Below are 17,646 nucleotides of genomic sequence, written 5' to 3'. Positions count from 1 at the left end.
GATAATTAACCTGAGCGTATCCGGACAATTTGTCTTGAGGCAAATAGTTTGAATAAAGGTGTATGACTGAGAGTTAACCTGGAGAAAATGATGAAGAAAACGCGCACGCAAAGCGCCAGGACAGCGCCGGTCGCGGCCAGTTCGGCTGATAATAACGACGATGTTTCCGAGCGGATCCGCGCCACGCTGGCGGCCGCTATCGGGGAAGGTGCGTTAAAGCCAGGCACAAAAATTCTTGAAGAGGCGATTGCCGAACACTTTGGCGTCAGCCGCACCGTGGTGCGCGGCGCACTGGGCGTGCTGGAAAGCGATCATCTGCTGGAACGTAAACGAAATCGTGGCACGTTTGTCGCGGAACCTGGCATTGAACAGGCCCGAAACCTGTTTGAGGCACGCCGTAAAATTGAGGCTCTGTTGCTCGAACTGGTCGTGGAGCGTGCTACGGCTGAACAGCTTGAAGCGCTGGAAAAACTGGCGGACGAGGAAGAGCACATTCATCATCATGGCGATGAAAAATCGAAAACCGTGCTTTCCGGCAAATTTCATATCGTTCTGGCGGAAATCGCCGGAAATCCGGTGCTGACCGAAATGCTGGCGAAGATTGTTGCGCGCCTTTCACTGGTGATGTCTTTGTATGAAGAAGATCATAAAGATGATTGCGGTGCAGATCATCACCGTATGATTGTGGCGGCTATCAAAGAAAAAGACCTGACCAAAGCGCAGCAACTGATGGACAGTCATCTTGCCGACATCGAAGGGCGGGTACGTTTAACCGAAGGCCACGGCGACCGGCATACGTTTCTTTCTGTGCTGGAAAACTTCTCGTGATGTGAACCGTTGTCCGAGCCGTGCAACGCCCCGAAGACAGGCTACGCTGATAGCTGAAAGACACCATTTTTCAGCGGGGCGAAACGGCCATGCTCAGAACGAAAAACAATGCCCGGTTAGATGAAGATATTTGCGTGCATATCTTTACCGCGTCAGCCGGAATGGTCGGCGTATGTATTACCGTTATCGGGATTTTTCAGGTGATCACCACGCTGCGGCGCGAAGGCACGCTGGGTGATGATCTGCTGGCGGTCAACGCAATCCTCTATCTGGCCACCACCATCATGTCTTACTGGACGTTAAGAACGCGCAAACAGCGTCGTAACCCCGTTCTGGAGAAGATAACTGACATTCTTTTCCTTGTTGCCCTGACTTTTACCACCGTCGTGGCGGGCGTTATTACCTGGGCCATGACGTTTACCTGACAGGGCGCGCAATCCTCCTTTGTGACAATCACTTCGGCAGTATTCTTCAACTTTACTAATCTATTACAGGTACACCTGTTGGCTGTGGTGCCATTTTCTGGCGCTGACAGCTCCGGATTAGTCAAAGGAGAAAGACATGCAAACGCATCCGAATTCGGCACGCCGTGGAGTTGCAACGGCGCTGTACGAACTGTTAAATCCCATTCCTCTGGGGTTCTTTGTCGCTGCCTGGATTTTCGACATCCTCTATATGAAAACCTTTATCACCATGTGGACCGATGCGGCGAACTGGCTGATTGTACTTGGGCTGATCATCGCTGTTATTCCACGACTGATTAATCTTTTTCAGGTATGGACGGGGCCGAAATCCGTTTCTGTCAGCGCGCTGAAACTGCATTTTTGGCTGAATCTCGTGGCGGTTGTGCTGGCTATTTTCAATGCTTTTATTCACAGCCGTGATGCTTATGCGGTGGTTCCTGCTGGCGTTATTCTTTCCACACTGGTGGTGGTGCTTCTTTTACTGGGCAATGTTCAGCTGGCATTTCGCCTGCCGGTTGCAGGAGGGACTCTGCGATGAAAAATTATCAACGCCTGTTATCCGCCTGCGTACTGGCGGCGCTGCTCAGCAGTTGTGACGACAGTTCGCAGATTGATCCGAAAAAACAGATCGGGGCAGATCCTGAACTGCCAAAAGCGCAAAACTTTCTGATGCCACCGATGAAAGTGCCGGAAGGCATTCCCTGGAAAAGCAGTGAAATGCCCAAAGTTGCCGACGGACTGAAAATCGAGAAAATTGCCGAAGGGCTGAAACATCCGCGTCAGGTGTACGTTCTGCCTAATAACGATGTGCTGGTAGCGGAATCAAACGGGCCGACGAAAAAGCTCATTTTTCGTCCGAAAGAGCTGATTATGGGCCTGGTTCAGAAGTCATCAGGCAAAGGCGGTGAGGGCGGTAACCGCATCACGCTGCTGCGGAATACCGGCGGCAAATGGGAGCAACACACGTTCATTGAACATGTTAATTCACCGTTCGGTATTCAGCTGACGGGGAATACGTTGTGGGTCGCGAGCGCTGACAGCCTGATAAAGTATCCGTATCAGACCGGCGAAACGCAGATCACCGCGCCGGGCGAAGTCGTCACGCAATTGCCGGGTGGTCCGATTAACCATCACTGGACGAAATCCCTGCTGGCGAGCCCGGATGGCAGCAAACTGTATGTGGGCGTCGGTTCCAACAGCAATATCACTGAAAACGGCATCGGGGCAGAAGACCGGCGGGCGTCTGTCCTGGAGGTGGATGCCGCAACCGGAGCCAGCCGGATCTATGCCAGCGGCTTACGTAATCCGACCGGCCTGCAATGGGAACCGCAGAGTGGAAAACTCTGGGCGGTAGTGAATGAGCGTGATGAAATTGGTTCTGATCTGGTGCCGGATTACATGACGTCGGTACAGGAACACGGTTTCTACGGCTGGCCCTACAGCTATTACGGGCAGCATGTGGACGAACGGGTGAAACCGCCGCGTCCGGATCTGGTGGAGAAAGCCATCAAGCCGGACTACGCCATCAGTTCCCACGTTGCTCCGCTCGGACTGCTGTTCTATACCGGCGATAATATGCCGCAATATCGCGACGGCGCGTTCGTCAGTGAACACGGCAGCTGGAACCGTAAACCACTGAACGGTTATCAGGTGATGTGGGTGAAATTCGAAAACGGTAAACCGGTGGGACTCCCGCAGCCGGTCGTGACGGGTTTCCTGACTGACGATCAGAAACAGGTTCGCGGTCTTCCGGTCGGGCTGGCAATGGATAAGCAGGGTGGCGTTCTGATTGCGGACGATGCGGGCAACGTGGTCTGGCGCGTCAGTAAGGCGCAGTAAAATCTTTCTCATGGAATGCGGACAGGGAGCCGCATTCCTTTATCAATAACCCACCTTTATCCGGCCTGATAGCGTTTGCTCAGCGTGTCCTGACATTGCTGCTGTGTCGTCACTTTTTCGCGTTCAGCCTTGCTGAGCGACGTCCAGGTTTCAATCACCTTATCGGCTTCATCCTCATCAAATTCCGTTCTGTTTATCGCTGAAGGTGACTGCGACTGCGTTGACACATCCTTGATCCGATTACGGAAATAATCCGCCGAACCGTCAGGTTTATTAAGCGCGGAACTGCAGAGGATATTGATATAGGTGGCGGGAGTGTGTTGCGCCGTGGTGTCTTCGGCGGTGGCGGTACCCGCGATAAGCAGGGTGAGGGCCAGCATGATTCGTCTCATAGCGTCTCCTTATGTGGAACACTTAAGGGTAGAAGACATCAGGCGGATGGGCATCGATGCGGTCACAGAATAGTCTGAAACATGCCTTCGGGTGCTGACGAGTCCCTCCCATTCCTGATTTCGACTCACATTAATAATTTGTTACGCAATAAAAATTAACCTCCTCACGACAATAACAATGTTAATAATTACTATTCTCGTTCTCATTGCGAACTGTTCTTGTAAAAAATAAAAATAGAAACAGTGTCGCGTCCTCAAAAAATTTTACGAGAATGCGTTATGTCCTTTACTGGCAGGGGAAAAGTCGCGGAGTTTTGCGCAACGGATGTAAGAAAAGTCTTTACCGTTTCATCACTGGCTTTGGTTATTATTGTAGCGATCAATCCCGTTTGGGCGGCGGAAACCAACAGCGCGGCAAATACCGCAACGTCCGGTGACTCGAAGGATATGGTGATCGAAGGCTCGCCTACCGACGCCAGCAGTGACAAGCAGGATTATGCGGTTAAAACGACGACCGCAGGCACCAAAATTAACCTGACCCCGCGCGATATTCCGCAGTCGGTCAGTGTGATCACGCGACAGCGTATGCAGGATCAGGCTCTGCAATCGGTCGGCGATGTGCTCGACAACACCACGGGCATCTCCACGGAAGTGATCGACAGCGAACGCGTATCCTATTTTTCCCGTGGCTTTTACATCAACAATTACACCTATGACGATATTCCTTCGTCCGTCAGCGACACATGGAACTTTGGCGATGCAGCGGAAGACACGGCGATTTATGACCGTATCGAAGTGGTGCGTGGTGCAACCGGTCTGATGACCGGCGCAGGTAATCCGGCGGCGTCGGTAAATATGGTGCGTAAGCATGCTGACAGCAAAGAATTTACCGGCGATATCAGTGCCAGCTATGGCAGCTGGAACAAACAACGTTATGTGCTGGATGCTTCCGGCCCTCTGAATCAGGAAGGTTCAGTGCGCGGACGGATCGTGGCGGGCTATCAGGATCAGGACAGCTGGTTGGATCGTTATCACAAGCGTAAAAAATTCTTCTACGGCGTAGTCGACGCCGATGTGACTGACAACACCACGGTGTCCCTCGGTTATGATTATCAGGAAACCAACACCGGAAATCCGACTTGGGGCGGCCTGCCTACCTGGTACACCGACGGCTCGCGGACCCATTACGACCGCACCACCAATACCTCCGCCGACTGGACGAATTACGCCATTCAGTCACGTAAAGTGTTTGCCAACGTAAAACACGACTTTGATAACGGCTGGACATGGCGGGTCAACGGCACGCATGGCGAGCAAACATTCAACGATAAGCTGCTGTATCTGATGGATTTCCCGGATCACACCACCGGCGAAGGGCTGAGCGGTTTTGGCAGTAAAGACCGTGGCACGCGCAAAGTGGATTCGGTGGATACCTATGCCACCGGGCCGTTTGAACTCTTTGGTCGTCAGCATCAGATGGTCGCCGGGCTTAGCTACAGCCGCCAGCATAACCAGACTTACAGTTCCGATGGGGCCATTGACAGCGACGCCATTGGCAGCTTTGGCAACAGCTGGGACGGCAGCGTCAGCGAGCCGGAGTGGGGCGACTGGTACCTGAACGCCGACGATGTGGTTCGTCAGAAAGCGGGCTATTTTGCTACACGCTTCTCGCTGGCTGACCCACTTTCGCTGATCGTCGGTGCGCGTTACACAGAGTGGACCAGCAACGGCAGCAGCGGCAACATGCAGAAGAACAACATGACGCCCTACGGCGGGCTGGTGTATGACATCAACGATACCTGGTCGGCTTACGCCAGTTACACCTCCATCTTCCAGCCGCAGACAGACCGCGATATCAACGGCCATTATCTGTCACCGACTACGGGTAAAAACTACGAAACTGGCCTGAAATCGGCATGGATGGACGGTCGTCTAAACGCCTCACTCGCGGTGTTCCGCATTGAGCAGGATAATGTCCCCCAGGCCGATGGCAGCGATCACGTCAACGGTTCCAGCGAGCAGGCATACGTTGCGGCAAATGGTACAGTGAGCAAAGGGGCTGAGTTTGAGTTGAGTGGCGCAGTCACTGACAATCTGCAAATGACCTTCGGTGCGACGCGTTATGTGGCGAAAGACGACACCGGCAGCCGCCTGAACAGCAATATGCCACAGACCCAGCTGAAACTGTTCAGTCGATACCAGTTGCCGATGATGCCGGATCTGACAGTCGGCGGCGGCGTGAACTGGCAAAACCGCACCTTCCAGGATGCAACCGGGCCAGACGGCGAGACTCAACGGGTATCAGAGGGCAGCACGGCGATTGTCGATCTGTTCACCCGTTATCAGGTGACAAAACAGTTGTCGGTTCAGGCCAACATCAACAACCTGTTTGACCGCACCTATTACTCGTGGCTCAGTGACTACGCCGTTTACGGCGAACCGCGCAGTGTGTCGGTCAGCGCGAATTATGCGTTCTGATGTGATGCGATAAAGACTATCAGGGCAGCATCGGGATTTCCGTCGCTGCCTTTTTTATGCCTGGTTCAGGTAATGCGTCGAATTTTTGTACAGGGGATGTGAATGATGCGCGAATTATTACAGCTGTGTTAGACGCTGAACGTTTAGGGTTTCCAGTTTACCGTTCAGGATATCGAGAAAATCATCGTGGTAAGGCATTGCCACGTGTTTTTTCAAATCTTCTTCAGACTTCCAGCGTTCGATAAATACGAATGACACCTTACCTTTATTTTCGAGGTTACGTACATCGGGTACAGCATGACTTTCATGCAGATCATATTGCAAGCATCCTGCTTCACGATGCGTTGGAGTAACCATTGCCAATGCGGCATCTCTAATAGTGTCGATAAATTCGGGCAACGGGGTCAGTGTGGCAACAATTTTTACTTCGCTCATAGGGGGCCTTTGATTGTCAGTGATTTATTCTGGATTTATACAATCCTGTACGGATTATTCAGGGTAGTTATGAGTTGGTCATTGTGCCAGCCAATACGACTGAATCAATACTGAATGAGTCAATATGCGATTGGTGGGATGGGGTATGAATGATGAACTCATTGATTGATGCATTCAATTTAACATAATCATGATTATGCGCACTGGGTGTGTAAGTCCCATTTGATAATGTCACTTTTGGAGATGCGGATGTTTTGTTGGACTGGTTGTGTTGTGATCCCCAGATGCTGCCGGTACTTAACCGGACTCATTGCACCCAATGATAATTTAATTCGCTTCTCGTTATACCAGCGTATGTACCTGTCCAGGAAGCAGATAAATTCTTCCTGCGTCGTGCTCGCCCAGTTTCTGCCATAGTACATTTCATTTTTGACCCGCCCGAAGAAGCCTTCACACGCCGCGTTATCCGACGAGCAACCTTTGCGCGACATGGACCTTTTAAGACCTGATGCATTAATACGATCCAACCAACCCGGCCATCGATAATGGCCGCCTCTGTCGCTGTGTATCACCGGTTTTTCATTTTCTCTGAGCGTATCGAGCGCGTCGTCGAGCATGCAATTCACCAGTTTTGCGTCCGGACGTGTTCCTATCGACCAGCTCACCACTTTGCCATCAAAACAGTCGATTACGGGCGACAGATAGACCTTGCCCGCCGGCAGGTGGAACTCAGTAATATCAGTCAGCCACTTCTCATTTGGGCTGAAGGATCGAAAATTTCTGGCAAGGAGATTTTCAGGTGCCGACCCTATTTCTCCGCAGTAAGAGCTGTATCGTCGTTGCCTGGCTCGCTTAACGACGAGTTGCTCCTCAGTCATTAGCCTGCGGACAACCTTTTCAGAGATGCAGAGCTTGTTCTCTCGGAGCGTCGCGTGCAGACGCCGGTATCCATAGCAGCGATAATTTCCTTCAAAGATCTTTGCCATGGCTATGCGTATTTCCGCGTACTTATCATTCAGACGCTGGCTCGCTTTGTGATAAAAATAGCAACTCCGGGCAAGCTTCAGAACACAGAGCAGTTCAGCGACGGAATAGATTTCCTTAAGGGCATCAACGATCTGGGTTTTCTCCCTGTTCTTCAGGGTCAGGACGCTGATGCCCATGTCTTTTTTTATCAGTTCATTCGCTTTTGTCAGGATATCGCGTTCAAGCTGCAACTGATGAACCTGCTGTTTAAGCCGCGTGATTTCATCAAGCAATGCATCCTGGTTTTTATTCTGAGTTGATGTTTTACGTCTTCGCATGGATCGATAAGCCTCATCGTCGAGCAGGTCTTTCTTCCATTTGTACAGGACCGGGACGCTCACGCCTATGTTTTGAGCAACTTTAAGGGCGATTCCGCTTCGGTTGCAGAGCTCACGGACGGCTTGAGCTCTTTCTTCCTGACTGAAGCATTTATTTGTATTTGAGCGGACAATCAGAGGACGCCGGTTTGGATATATTTCTTCAATCCAACGTTAAAGTAATACGTCGCTGGGATAGCCGATGGCTCGCCGAGTAAACGCCAGACAACCACCATGCGTCAGGTAATGTTCCACAGCAGCAATTTTTTGCGCCTGTGAGTATCGCTGTCTCGATTTTAATCCTTTTGGTAAGTCGCCAGTTTCTTCATAAATTCGCACCCAGCGACCGAGCTGTTTCATGGATGGATATCCCAATTCTCTGATGACCATAGAGGCTTTTTTGCCATATCGATAATAGAGTTCAACAGCCCGAACCCTGTCCTCATATGAATGCATTAACTCTCTCCCGAGAGTCCAAGTAATCGTCCGCACCCCCGAGTTTCTGGAGCTGAAGGACTCGACAGCCGGAAGCAAAAAATCGCCCAGCCGTAAGGCTCAGGTGCACGCCCAGGAACAGATCCGGGCTATCAACCTCGTTCTGGTAGACCCGAGCTTGTTTGTGGCAAGTTCAAAGCGGTAGAATCGACCATCAGTGCTGCAAAGTACCGGGTAGCACCCAAAAGGATACTTGAGATGATTAAATTCCCGACTAAAAAGCGCGTTGATTTATATAAAAATGCCGTCAGTTCCGAGCAATTACAGCAGGATCTGGCTGTGGCTCAGGAGTTTATGTTCGATGCCTGGGAAACTGATGACCTGGAAGTTGTGCTGAAACTCATCAGAAAAGCTATCAAGAAATCCCCACTTTGTGCTGACGCATATTCATTCTACTGCGAGGTATCTGAAGAGCCTCCTGAGTCAAAAATTGGTAATCTGGAAACGGCTTTGTACGCTGCCAGTATCGCACTTGGCGAAGATTTTCAGGAATTCGCGGGCAATTTCTGGGGTTTTGTCGAAACACGTCCATATATGAGAGCAAAAGCAGCTTTTGCTGATGCTTTATGGAAGTCAGGTAATTTCTACCCGGCCATGGCTCATTACCGCGAAATGCTTAAGCTCAACCCTAGCGATAACCAAGGGATTCGTCATTTATTAGCGAACTATTACCTTGAACTCGAAATGGTGGATGACCTGACCTTGCTACTGGATGATTATTCAGGTGATATGCGCCCGTTTCTTCAGTATACACGCGCCCTCCTCGCCTACCGGCAGTTATCCCCAGATGCCGATGATATCGCTAAAGCTGCGATTAATTCTAATAGACACATCCCCGGCTTGTTATCGAAGTGCAGATTACAGCCCAAGTCTAACAGTGGATATATTACGTTAGGTGGAATGGATGAAGCCATTTTTTACGTGAATAATAATATAAAACCTTGGATTCGCACTCCAGGTGCAATTGACTGGATTAATAAAAACACTAAATCCAGCTTGAACTAATTATTTTATAGCAGGAAATTATTCTGTTATTTCCTGTTCGCTCCTATCCCATTTATATTCATCCCCCTATTATAACCCTCCCGGTACTCATAATGCTCCATATGCTCCAATGTACGCATGGCTTCGGCCTCCAAATGCTTACCGGCGTCGACCAGTTCGACCCGACGACTGGTGCGAATCAGCAACGGACCGCCCAGCGAGGCTTCAAGGGCTTTTAGCACGGGAAAAGCTCGAGGACGTTCATGGTCTGATCCTTGGCAATGAAACCATCAGACGCCTCATGATAAAAGCCGGACTCTGGATCCCCTGCAGACGACCCCCGCCCAAAAATTCATCAGCCCCGTTACCGCCGTCCCTGTACCGGCGAGCTGATCCAGATTGACGGTTGTGACCATCACAGGTTTGAAAACCGGGGACCTAAGGCATGCAAGCCACTCAGATCTTTTCCTGATTAACCCGTTCAGAAAGTGCCTGATGGCTTTCCTTCCTTTCGCTGTAACGGTCGGCCAAAAACGCGGTGTGGCCTTTCAGAAGCAATGTGATTTTGAACAACTCCTCGGTGACATCCACAATCCTGTCGTACCAGGCCGAAGGTTTCATGTGCCCTTCATCGTCAAATTCCTGCCATGCCTTTGGCACTGATGATTGATTGGGAATAGTGAACATCCGCATCCAGCGACCCAGTATCCGCATCTGGTTTACCGTATTGAATGATTGCGACCCGCCACTCACCTGCATTACGGCCAGCGTTTTTCCCTGCGACGGACGCACTGCGCCTTCGCTCAACGGTATCCAGTCGATCTGGGCCTTCATGACTGAACTCATGGCACCATGTCTTTCCGGAGAACTCCACACCATTCCGTCACACCACCGGACCAGATCACGAAGCTCGAGCACTTTGGGATGGCTTTCCGGCGCATCATCCGGCAGCGGCAAACCTGAAGGATTAAAGATTTTCACTTCTGCGCCCATTTCTGTCAGTAATCGCCCAGCTTCTTCAGCTGCAAAACGGCTGTAGGAGCGTTCCCGTACTGATCCGTAGAGGATCAGAATGCGCGGCTGGGTTGCATCACCCTGCTGAAGTTTGCTGGCAATAGCCTCATCAAAGCATTCCGGTTCGATTGCAGGTAACTGCGTCATAAATATTCTCCGATTCGTAAGTTATGCTTTAAAACCTAACATATATGGAATAGCATATGTATAAATAATTCATGTCGAGGTTATGTATGCTACAGCCAGTTCAGCTTTTCAAACTGCTTTCCGATGAAACCCGTTCGGCCATCGTGATGCTGCTGCGTGAATTCGGCGAGTTGTGTGTCTGCGATATCTGTGCAGCAACGGAAGAATCTCAGCCCAAAATATCGCGCCATATGGCGATGCTGCGTGAGGCTGAACTGGTAATCGACCGGCGTGAAGGGAAATGGGTGCATTACCGGTTGTCACCTCATATGCCTGCATGGGCTGCGGCCATTATTGATTCAGCGTGGAATTGTGAAAGAGAGAATGTGCGCAAAAAACTTGATAACGCATCGTCCGCTACTTGTTGAGTTTGTAGAAACACATGCATTTTAATGAATGTGTAAGGGGTTTCTGATGTTATTGGCTGGTGCTATTTTTGTATTCACCCTCATTCTGGTTATCTGGCAACCACGGGGACTGGGGATTGGCTGGAGTGCTTCTCTGGGCGCAGGCCTGGCATTGCTGACAGGTGTCGTTCATCTGGCTGATATTCCGATTGTCTGGCAGATTGTCTGGAATGCGACCGCGACCTTTATCGCCGTGATCATCATCAGTCTCTTGCTCGATGAATCAGGTTTTTTTGAGTGGGCGGCACTGCATGTTGCCCGCCTCGGCAATGGCCGGGGGCGACTACTCTTTACCTGGATTGTTCTGCTTGGCGCGATGGTCGCTGCGTTATTCGCTAATGATGGTGCCGCGCTTATTCTGACGCCCATCGTTATTGCGATGTTGCTGGCGCTCGGATTCAGTCAGCGGGCAACGTTAGCTTTTGTTATGGCCGCAGGGTTTATTGCCGATGCTGCCAGTCTGCCGCTGATTGTCTCGAATCTGGTCAATATCGTGTCGGCGGATTTCTTTAAACTCGGATTCTCTGAATATGCTGTCGTAATGGTGCCGGTCAATCTGGCGGCTATCGCGGCAACATTGGTGATGTTGCACCTGTTTTTCCGCAAAGATATTCCTGCTTTTTACGATGTGGCGCTGTTGAAAGAGCCGAAAGCCGCTATCCGTGATACCGGAACCTTTAAAACCGGCTGGGTGGTTCTGGTTTTACTGCTGGTGGGATTTTTTGCTCTGGAGCCGCTGGGCGTGCCGGTCAGTCTGGTTGCCGCTGCGGGCGCCCTGCTTCTGCTGGCTGTTGCGAAGAAAGGGCGTGCCATTAACACCGGCAAAGTGATACGTGGCGCGCCGTGGCAAATCGTGATTTTCTCGCTGGGCATGTATCTGGTGGTCTACGGATTACGCAACGCCGGCCTGACCCACTATCTTTCCTCCCTGTTAAATCATCTCTCGGATCAGGGGTTATGGGTAGCCACTCTGGGGACGGGTTTCCTTTCGGCTTTTCTGTCATCCGTGATGAACAATATGCCCACGGTTCTTATCGGCGCACTGTCTGTTGATGGCAGCACCGCGACCGGCGTCATCAGGCAAGCACTGATTTACGCCAATGTGATAGGCAGCGATCTTGGGCCCAAAATTACACCGATTGGCAGTCTGGCAACTTTGCTGTGGCTGCATGTTTTGTCGCAGAAAAATATCAAAATCACCTGGGGATATTACTTTCGGGTGGGCATGGTAATGACTGTTCCGGTGTTGTTCTTCACTCTGGCCGCGCTGGCGTTGCGGCTCTCTGTCACTTTCTAATGAGATACCAATATGAGCAAGATGACTATCTATCACAACCCGGCCTGCGGCACGTCCCGTAATACGCTGGAAATGATCCGCAACAGCGGCACTGAGCCGGCCGTTATTTTGTATCTGGAAACGCCGCCAGCCTGCGAGGAACTGGCTAAGCTGATTGCAGATATGGGGATTACCGCACGGCAGTTGCTGCGTAAGAACGTTGAGCCTTATGAACAACTGGGACTGGCTGAGGATATCTTCACCGACGAGCAACTGATGAGTTTCATGTTGCAGCATCCCATTCTGATTAACCGCCCGATTGTGGTGACGCCATTGGGAACACGCCTGTGTCGCCCGTCTGAAGTGGTGCTGGACATTTTGCCAGATCTCCAGAAAGGAGCATTTACCAAAGAAGACGGTGAGCAAGTGGTAAATCAGGACGGTAAAAAGATTAAATAACCGTTCACGGCAAGGGTTCAGCTTTTAACGTTTGCCATCGCCAAATATGCGGTCACCGCATTACCCGGTTCCTGCATGCGGCTGATCATCACCAGATTCGCCGTCAGTTCTAGTGCATTCAGGCTGCGGTAAACCAGTCCGGGAATATTCACCTGTTGCACGGGCGCGGGGATCAGCGCCAACCCCAGTCCGGCGGCGGCAATGGCCAGAACGCTCAGCGTGCTGTTTGACCGGTGTGCCACGCGAAAGCTGTCCCCCAGCTGTTGCGCCAGAACCACCGTCAGATTTTCATGGGTATCGTGCGCGTCATACAACACCAGCGGCTGACCGGCGAGCATGTCAACCGTGAGTTGCGGATGCGCGGCAAGAGGATGATCGTCACACAGGGCAATCATGATTTCCCAGTTTCCGGCCTTCTGTACCCTGATTTGCGGATCCGCAGTCGTGCTGTTATCGGGCGTATAGCCGATATCAATGCGTCCGGCGAGGATCGCTTCCACCTGCTGCTGCGGCGCAATTTCCTGAATTATAATTTCTGCATCCGGATGGGTTTTACGAAAACGACGTATATCGGCAATCATTTTACCGCTGAAAATGGCGTTTCCGGCAAATCCGACCCGCACGCGCCCTGTCTCACCGCGCATCGCGCGTTCAACGGCCAGACGGGTATGTTCCACCTGTTCCAGCGTCAGCCGGGCTTCGGCCAGTAACAGTATTCCGGCTTCGGTGAGCTCGACACGGCGGCTGGTGCGGATAAACAGCGGGCCGCCCAGCTCCGTTTCCAGCGCTTTAATCTGCATGCTCAGCGCAGGCTGAACGATATTGAGTCGCTCGGCGGCGCGGCCAAAATGCCCTTCTTCTGCCACAGCCATAAAATAGCGTAAGTGCCGGAGTTCCATTACTGCCTCATTCATCATTAAAAATGATTGTTCAGTCAAATCTATATATTTGAGTTTAACGCGGTTCTTGACCAAACTGAACACATCAACGTAAAAGGAAACAAACAATGCAAACCCAACAACTGCAAGACCGTCAGGCGCTGAACGACCTTATGAATGGCTGGATGCACCGTGATCTGGCTGAATGGGAACAGTTACGTAATCTCTTCCATCCGGACGGCACCATTGAAATTACCTGGTATGAAGGGCTGGCGAGCGGTTTTGTCGATGGTTCCATGCGTATGGGCGCTTCGGATTTGCGCACCAAACATATGATTGGCGCACCCGTCGTGACCTTTAACGACCGTGGTGACAAAGCGATTCTGGAAACCAATGCGATGATCATCGCTGAAAACGTAAAACTGAATATTGGCTGCGAATGCCATAACCGTTTCTACGATCTGGCCGAAAAACGAGACGGCCAGTGGAAACTGTTTCACCGTCAGAGCGTTTACGATATGGGGACGTTCACCTTCCCGCTGGGACCGGTTGAAATTGACAGCAGTATTGCCGCCAAATATCCGCGTGAATATGCCGCGCTGGCTTACCTGCTGGAACAAAGTGGTTTCCCGCTGGGGCGCGTATTTGCCACGCGTGGCAGCGAACTGGAAGCGAAAATGAAAGCGGATGCTAAAAAGTGGTTAGCGGTCTGACAGTTTGAGGTTGAGCCCGGTCTCTGCCGGATGACGTCATGTTCAGGGGAAGCATTTGCCTCCCCTTTCTTTTATGCCTTCACCAGCGCACGCGTTTTATCGAGTAAAAACGGGCGCAGATAACCCACGGTATTTGAAAGCACAATCACATCGTCAGAAAGGCGGATTTTCAGTACATCAGCCAGATATTTCTTGCGCGCCACCATCCTTTGCCACACCTGCGGATACTCTCTTTCCAGCTCACGACGCAACGTCTCATCTGCCAGCGCCACGGTATCCTCTATGCTGCTGCCGCCGTAACCGGGCAGCGACGGGATAATATCTATCTGCAACAGCATCCCGCTCGACAGCGGCACGTCGGAATCCGGATAAACCGGTGAACACAGCCATTCCTCATCGGCGACCAGATGCCCCGGATTGAGATGCCAGTTCCAGGTTTTCTGCTCAAGCGTTTCTTGCACTAAGCGGTATAAATCGCCGCCACGCATGCCGATATGCAGATTTTCCAGCCAGGTCACGACCGTATGATAATAAGGGATCGCCAGACGTGGCAGCCAGTCCGCGACGTCTGCCGGTAATTCATCCTCACTGGCAACGACGTAGGCGGCCCGGCTCGATAATCCCCCTTTGTAGCCGACGGTCAGTGAGAATTTGTCACCGTGACGGATGATTTTGTCCGAGGGATAAAGATTCGCGTGAGCAAACCGGTCACCGGTCGCGGCAATCATAATCACATTATTCTGCTGACCGTCACCCGCCAGCAACTGACCGATTTCCTTCTCAGTTTTACCGGGTGCAATCGCGTCGAGTGCGCCCAGCAGACAGGACGACGCCAGATTTGCGCCGTACTCATAAAACGCGACTTCATTGGCGTTATTAATGCACCGCGAGCCATTTTCTGGCGCGATAAACAGGCCGGTGGCGTTCACCACGTTTTCTTTGCCTCCGGCTGCAATACGCACGGCATCCAGAATAAACGCCGGAACATCAAAGCTGTATTTATCGGATTCGGGATCTAAACGGAACAACTTCCAGCCCGCGACGCCGGTGGTCTGTGATACTTGCACTCCCGCCGTCGCCAGCAGATTTTCCAGCGGCTGAGGGTGTTTCATTGGCTGATTTGGCAGGGAAAACACCGGGGCATGCAGACAGGTTCCACTGTTACGGGCGTGCGGCACCAGTTTCAGGTTTTCGTTGCCCATAATGTAAGTCAGTTTGCCGTCGGCGTTGACTACCAGCAACGCTTCTTCAAAACGCGGGATAAAACCTGAAAGATATTCGAAATTACCGCCGTGTTCTTTATCGGCATAAATCACCAGCGACGATAAACCCTCGCGCTGCATGGCGCTCAGGATACTGTTCAGGCGGGATTTCATGGTGTCGTCGGACAATACCGATGTGGGCACTTGCCGGTAAATGGCCGGTGCCGGAACAGAGGTCAGTGCGTAAGCCGTTTCGGAGTTCATTGCGTTTCCTTATGCGTCAGAAATCGTTTTTAGTTTTTGGGTTGGGAGGATGTGGATTCGTAGATGATATAACCGGCCACGCCGCCCTTCCCGCCATCTTTAGGATGGTTGATGCCATCGCTGACCGGCACGGGTGAAAAATCGAAGGGCGAGACGCTTTCGATACAGGCGACATTGACGCCATAACACTCAGGATTGGAGCGCCGTTGGTGGAAGGTATAAATGCCACACACTGAGCAGAAAAAGTGTACTGCTTCGCCGGTATTAAAGCGGTATTCCGTCAGCTTATCCTTGCCCTGGGTGATTTCAATTTCACCCGCTGTAACCACTACCGCGCCACGCATACGGCAAAATGAGCAGTTGCAGTGCAGCACGCTGTTAAATCCGTCGGTCAGTGCGACCTTAAACGCCACAGCACCACAATGGCAATGAGCGGATAATTTATCTGACATAGCATTCTCCTTGAATCGGATGGCAGGACGGATGGGCGAAGAAAATGTTGTACCAAATTTCGTCGCGCATTACAGCATTCCATCAGAAAGCCCACTTTTTAGCCGTAAAGTATTCATGCTTGCTATCAATTTTCCGTTTTGAGATCTGATACCAACTTTCTGTCACATATTTTGTTTTACTACCCAACGTTGGGAAATGTTACGAAAGTGATTTCGTAATGAAAATAAAATAGCTGCATGTAAGGAAGCTGACATGAAAAGACTGACTACTTTTTGCCTCGCGGGACTTGTTTCATTTAATGCGTTTGCCCTGACCGGCAACGATGCCACCACCAAACCGGACCTCTACTATTTAAAGAACGATCAGGCCATCAACAGCCTGACCCTGTTGCCGCCGCCACCGGCTGTGGGCAGCATTGCATTCCTTAATGATCAGGCGATGTATGAACAGGGGCGTCTGTTGCGTTCAACCGAGCGTGGCAAGCAGGCAGCTGAAGATGCGAACCTGAGCGGTGGCGGTGTGGCGAATGCCTTCTCCGGTGCGTTTGGTTCACCAATCACCGCCAAAGACACCCCGGAGCTGCACAAACTGCTGACCAATATGATTGAAGATGCAGGGGATCTTGCGACGCGTGGTGCAAAAGAGAAATACATGCGTATCCGCCCGTTTGCGTTCTACGGCGTCCCGACGTGTAACACCACGGAGCAGGATAAGCTTTCTAAAAACGGCTCTTATCCTTCCGGTCATACTTCTATCGGCTGGGCGACGGCATTAGTGCTGACTGAAATCAACCCGCAACGTCAGGATCAGATCCTTCAGCGTGGTTATGACTTGGGCCAGAGCCGCGTGATTTGCGGATACCACTGGCAGAGTGATGTGGATGCGGCGCGTATCGTCGGTTCTGCCGTTGTAGCTACGCTGCATACCAACGACGCTTTCCAGCAGCAACTGAAGAAAGCCAAAGAAGAGTTCGCTAAACAACACAAATAAGCGTTTTTTGCTTCCTGCAGGACCACAAAAAACCGGCCTGATAAGCCGGTTTTTTTATAAAGAGCAGAAAGCGGATCAGGCCGCTTTAACAGCACGCGCCTTTTTAGGGGCTGGCGCAGCTGCGATTTCTTCAGTAATTTCTTCCGCTGATTCTTCTTCAATCAGGGCTTCAGTCACAACCGGTTCTTCAGTCTGCACGACAGGGGCTTTCGCTGTTTCTTCTTCCGGCAGCTTGCTGGTGCGCAAGATGTGCTGAACGGTATCTTTTTGCTCAGCCAGGCGAAGGGCAATGTTTTCTGCCAGCGATTCATCAATTTCCAGTTCGCTCTGCAACAGCCAGTCGGTAAAAGCATCTGCCATATCGAGCATTTTGTCGTAAGCGTCCGCTTCTTTCTTATTGGCAAAAGTCATTTTTTCTTCACCTTTTCTGACGACAACAAACTTTGTTTCAACAGCCATGATTCGCTCCTGATACTGTATTTACATACAGTATGTAAAATGATGAATGCAGGATACCGCATTCAGCCGCCATTTTACAACGCGCAG

18 protein-coding genes and 3 pseudogenes are annotated in these 17,646 nt (G+C 51.3%); 12 read left to right on the top strand and 9 right to left on the bottom strand.

The genetic code is table 11. The annotated features are described in order from the left end of the window. Nucleotides 1-87 precede the first annotated feature (87 nt). The 4 genes from J1784_RS18225 (at nt 88) to J1784_RS18210 (ending at nt 3,131) form a co-directional block, all read left to right on the top strand. A complete protein-coding gene (locus tag J1784_RS18225) occupies nt 88-828 on the top strand; it encodes a GntR family transcriptional regulator (protein WP_238485585.1) in 741 nt (246 codons plus the stop codon). 89 nt (nt 829-917) lie between these two features. Then, nucleotides 918-1,253 carry a hypothetical protein gene (locus J1784_RS18220; protein ID WP_120133403.1) on the top strand — a complete coding sequence of 112 codons (336 nt, stop codon included), beginning with the start codon at nt 918-920 and terminating at the stop codon, nt 1,251-1,253. A 136-nt stretch (nt 1,254-1,389) separates the two neighbouring features. Next, nucleotides 1,390-1,830: a DUF2231 domain-containing protein gene (locus tag J1784_RS18215; RefSeq protein ID WP_217150352.1), complete on the top strand. Its 441-nt coding sequence runs from the start codon at nt 1,390-1,392 to the stop codon at nt 1,828-1,830. Next, nucleotides 1,827-3,131, top strand: coding sequence for a PQQ-dependent sugar dehydrogenase (locus tag J1784_RS18210; protein ID WP_217150351.1), 1,305 nt, complete (start codon nt 1,827-1,829; stop codon nt 3,129-3,131). Before J1784_RS18215 ends, J1784_RS18210 begins: the two co-directional genes overlap by 4 nt. A 56-nt stretch (nt 3,132-3,187) precedes the next feature. Here the strand turns inward: J1784_RS18210 and J1784_RS18205 are convergent, their stop codons facing one another. After that, on the bottom strand, nt 3,188-3,523 hold the full coding sequence (locus J1784_RS18205; protein WP_120508806.1) for a hypothetical protein: 336 nt from the start codon (nt 3,521-3,523) through the stop codon (nt 3,188-3,190). Between the two features lie 279 nt (nt 3,524-3,802). Between J1784_RS18205 and fhuE the strand changes: the two genes are divergently transcribed. Further along, complete coding sequence (gene fhuE, locus J1784_RS18200) at nt 3,803-6,001, top strand: ferric-rhodotorulic acid/ferric-coprogen receptor FhuE (protein WP_120508807.1); 2,199 nt, start codon at nt 3,803-3,805, stop codon at nt 5,999-6,001. Between the two features lie 117 nt (nt 6,002-6,118). On the opposite strand, the gene J1784_RS18195 is transcribed toward fhuE, so the two are convergent. Continuing rightward, complete coding sequence (locus J1784_RS18195) at nt 6,119-6,436, bottom strand: putative quinol monooxygenase (protein WP_120508808.1); 318 nt, start codon at nt 6,434-6,436, stop codon at nt 6,119-6,121. 275 nt (nt 6,437-6,711) lie between these two features. Then, nucleotides 6,712-8,235: pseudogene (locus tag J1784_RS18190) on the bottom strand (IS3 family transposase); the annotation flags it as partial. A gap of 237 nt (nt 8,236-8,472) precedes the next feature. Between J1784_RS18190 and J1784_RS18185 the strand changes: the two are divergent. Next, nucleotides 8,473-9,279, top strand: coding sequence for a tetratricopeptide repeat protein (locus J1784_RS18185; protein ID WP_120508809.1), 807 nt, complete (start codon nt 8,473-8,475; stop codon nt 9,277-9,279). Nucleotides 9,280-9,371: 92 nt separating this feature from the next. On the opposite strand, the pseudogene J1784_RS26530 reads toward J1784_RS18185, so the two are convergent. Next, nucleotides 9,372-9,497, bottom strand: a pseudogene (locus J1784_RS26530) (LysR substrate-binding domain-containing protein); the annotation flags it as partial. Here J1784_RS26530 and J1784_RS18180 point away from each other — a divergent pair. Continuing rightward, nucleotides 9,494-9,701, top strand: a pseudogene (locus J1784_RS18180) (ISNCY family transposase); the annotation flags it as partial. The pseudogenes J1784_RS26530 and J1784_RS18180 sit on opposite strands and share 4 nt — an antisense overlap. A 13-nt stretch (nt 9,702-9,714) precedes the next feature. Here the strand turns inward: J1784_RS18180 and arsH are convergent. Beyond that, nucleotides 9,715-10,419: an arsenical resistance protein ArsH gene (arsH, locus tag J1784_RS18175; protein WP_120508810.1), complete on the bottom strand. Its 705-nt coding sequence runs from the start codon at nt 10,417-10,419 to the stop codon at nt 9,715-9,717. A gap of 86 nt (nt 10,420-10,505) precedes the next feature. Here arsH and J1784_RS18170 point away from each other — a divergent pair, with 86 nt between their 5' ends. Genes J1784_RS18170 through arsC form a run of 3 tightly spaced genes read left to right on the top strand, consistent with a single transcriptional unit; the run spans nt 10,506 to nt 12,600 of the window. Next, nucleotides 10,506-10,826, top strand: a complete 321-nt coding sequence (locus J1784_RS18170) for a metalloregulator ArsR/SmtB family transcription factor (RefSeq protein ID WP_120508811.1) — start codon at nt 10,506-10,508, stop codon at nt 10,824-10,826. Between the two features lie 46 nt (nt 10,827-10,872). Next, entirely contained in the window at nt 10,873-12,162 is a 1,290-nt protein-coding gene (locus J1784_RS18165) for an arsenic transporter (RefSeq protein ID WP_217150350.1), read from the top strand. 12 nt (nt 12,163-12,174) lie between these two features. After that, nucleotides 12,175-12,600 carry a glutaredoxin-dependent arsenate reductase gene (arsC, locus tag J1784_RS18160; RefSeq protein WP_217150349.1) on the top strand — a complete coding sequence of 142 codons (426 nt, stop codon included), beginning with the start codon at nt 12,175-12,177 and terminating at the stop codon, nt 12,598-12,600. A gap of 17 nt (nt 12,601-12,617) precedes the next feature. Here arsC and J1784_RS18155 read toward each other — a convergent pair whose 3' ends face one another. Further along, nucleotides 12,618-13,499, bottom strand: a complete 882-nt coding sequence (locus J1784_RS18155; protein ID WP_217150348.1) for a LysR substrate-binding domain-containing protein — start codon at nt 13,497-13,499, stop codon at nt 12,618-12,620. Between the two features lie 107 nt (nt 13,500-13,606). On the opposite strand from J1784_RS18155, the gene J1784_RS18150 reads away from it, so the two are divergent. Next, nucleotides 13,607-14,191: a nuclear transport factor 2 family protein gene (locus tag J1784_RS18150; RefSeq protein WP_217150347.1), complete on the top strand. Its 585-nt coding sequence runs from the start codon at nt 13,607-13,609 to the stop codon at nt 14,189-14,191. Nucleotides 14,192-14,262: 71 nt separating this feature from the next. On the opposite strand, the gene J1784_RS18145 is transcribed toward J1784_RS18150, so the two are convergent. Together J1784_RS18145 and J1784_RS18140 are read right to left on the bottom strand one after the other, a co-directional pair. Then, a complete protein-coding gene (locus J1784_RS18145) occupies nt 14,263-15,657 on the bottom strand; it encodes a M24 family metallopeptidase (protein WP_217150346.1) in 1,395 nt (464 codons plus the stop codon). Between the two features lie 29 nt (nt 15,658-15,686). Next, nucleotides 15,687-16,109 (bottom strand): GFA family protein, encoded by a 423-nt coding sequence (locus tag J1784_RS18140; RefSeq protein ID WP_217150345.1) that lies wholly within the window; start codon nt 16,107-16,109, stop codon nt 15,687-15,689. Nucleotides 16,110-16,362: 253 nt separating this feature from the next. Here J1784_RS18140 and phoC point away from each other — a divergent pair, with 253 nt between their 5' ends. After that, a complete protein-coding gene (gene phoC / locus J1784_RS18135) occupies nt 16,363-17,100 on the top strand; it encodes an acid phosphatase PhoC (protein ID WP_112286645.1) in 738 nt (245 codons plus the stop codon). Nucleotides 17,101-17,175: 75 nt separating this feature from the next. Here the strand turns inward: phoC and J1784_RS18130 are convergent, their stop codons facing one another. Further along, nucleotides 17,176-17,559, bottom strand: coding sequence for a YebG family protein (locus J1784_RS18130; RefSeq protein ID WP_217150344.1), 384 nt, complete (start codon nt 17,557-17,559; stop codon nt 17,176-17,178). Nucleotides 17,560-17,646: the final 87 nt, after the last annotated feature.

It is taken from the genome of Rahnella ecdela (assembly GCF_019049625.1).
GTDB lineage: Bacteria > Pseudomonadota > Gammaproteobacteria > Enterobacterales > Enterobacteriaceae > Rahnella > Rahnella ecdela.
Note: the sequence above shows the minus strand (reverse complement) of the source record. Positions and strands in the feature narration are given on the sequence as shown.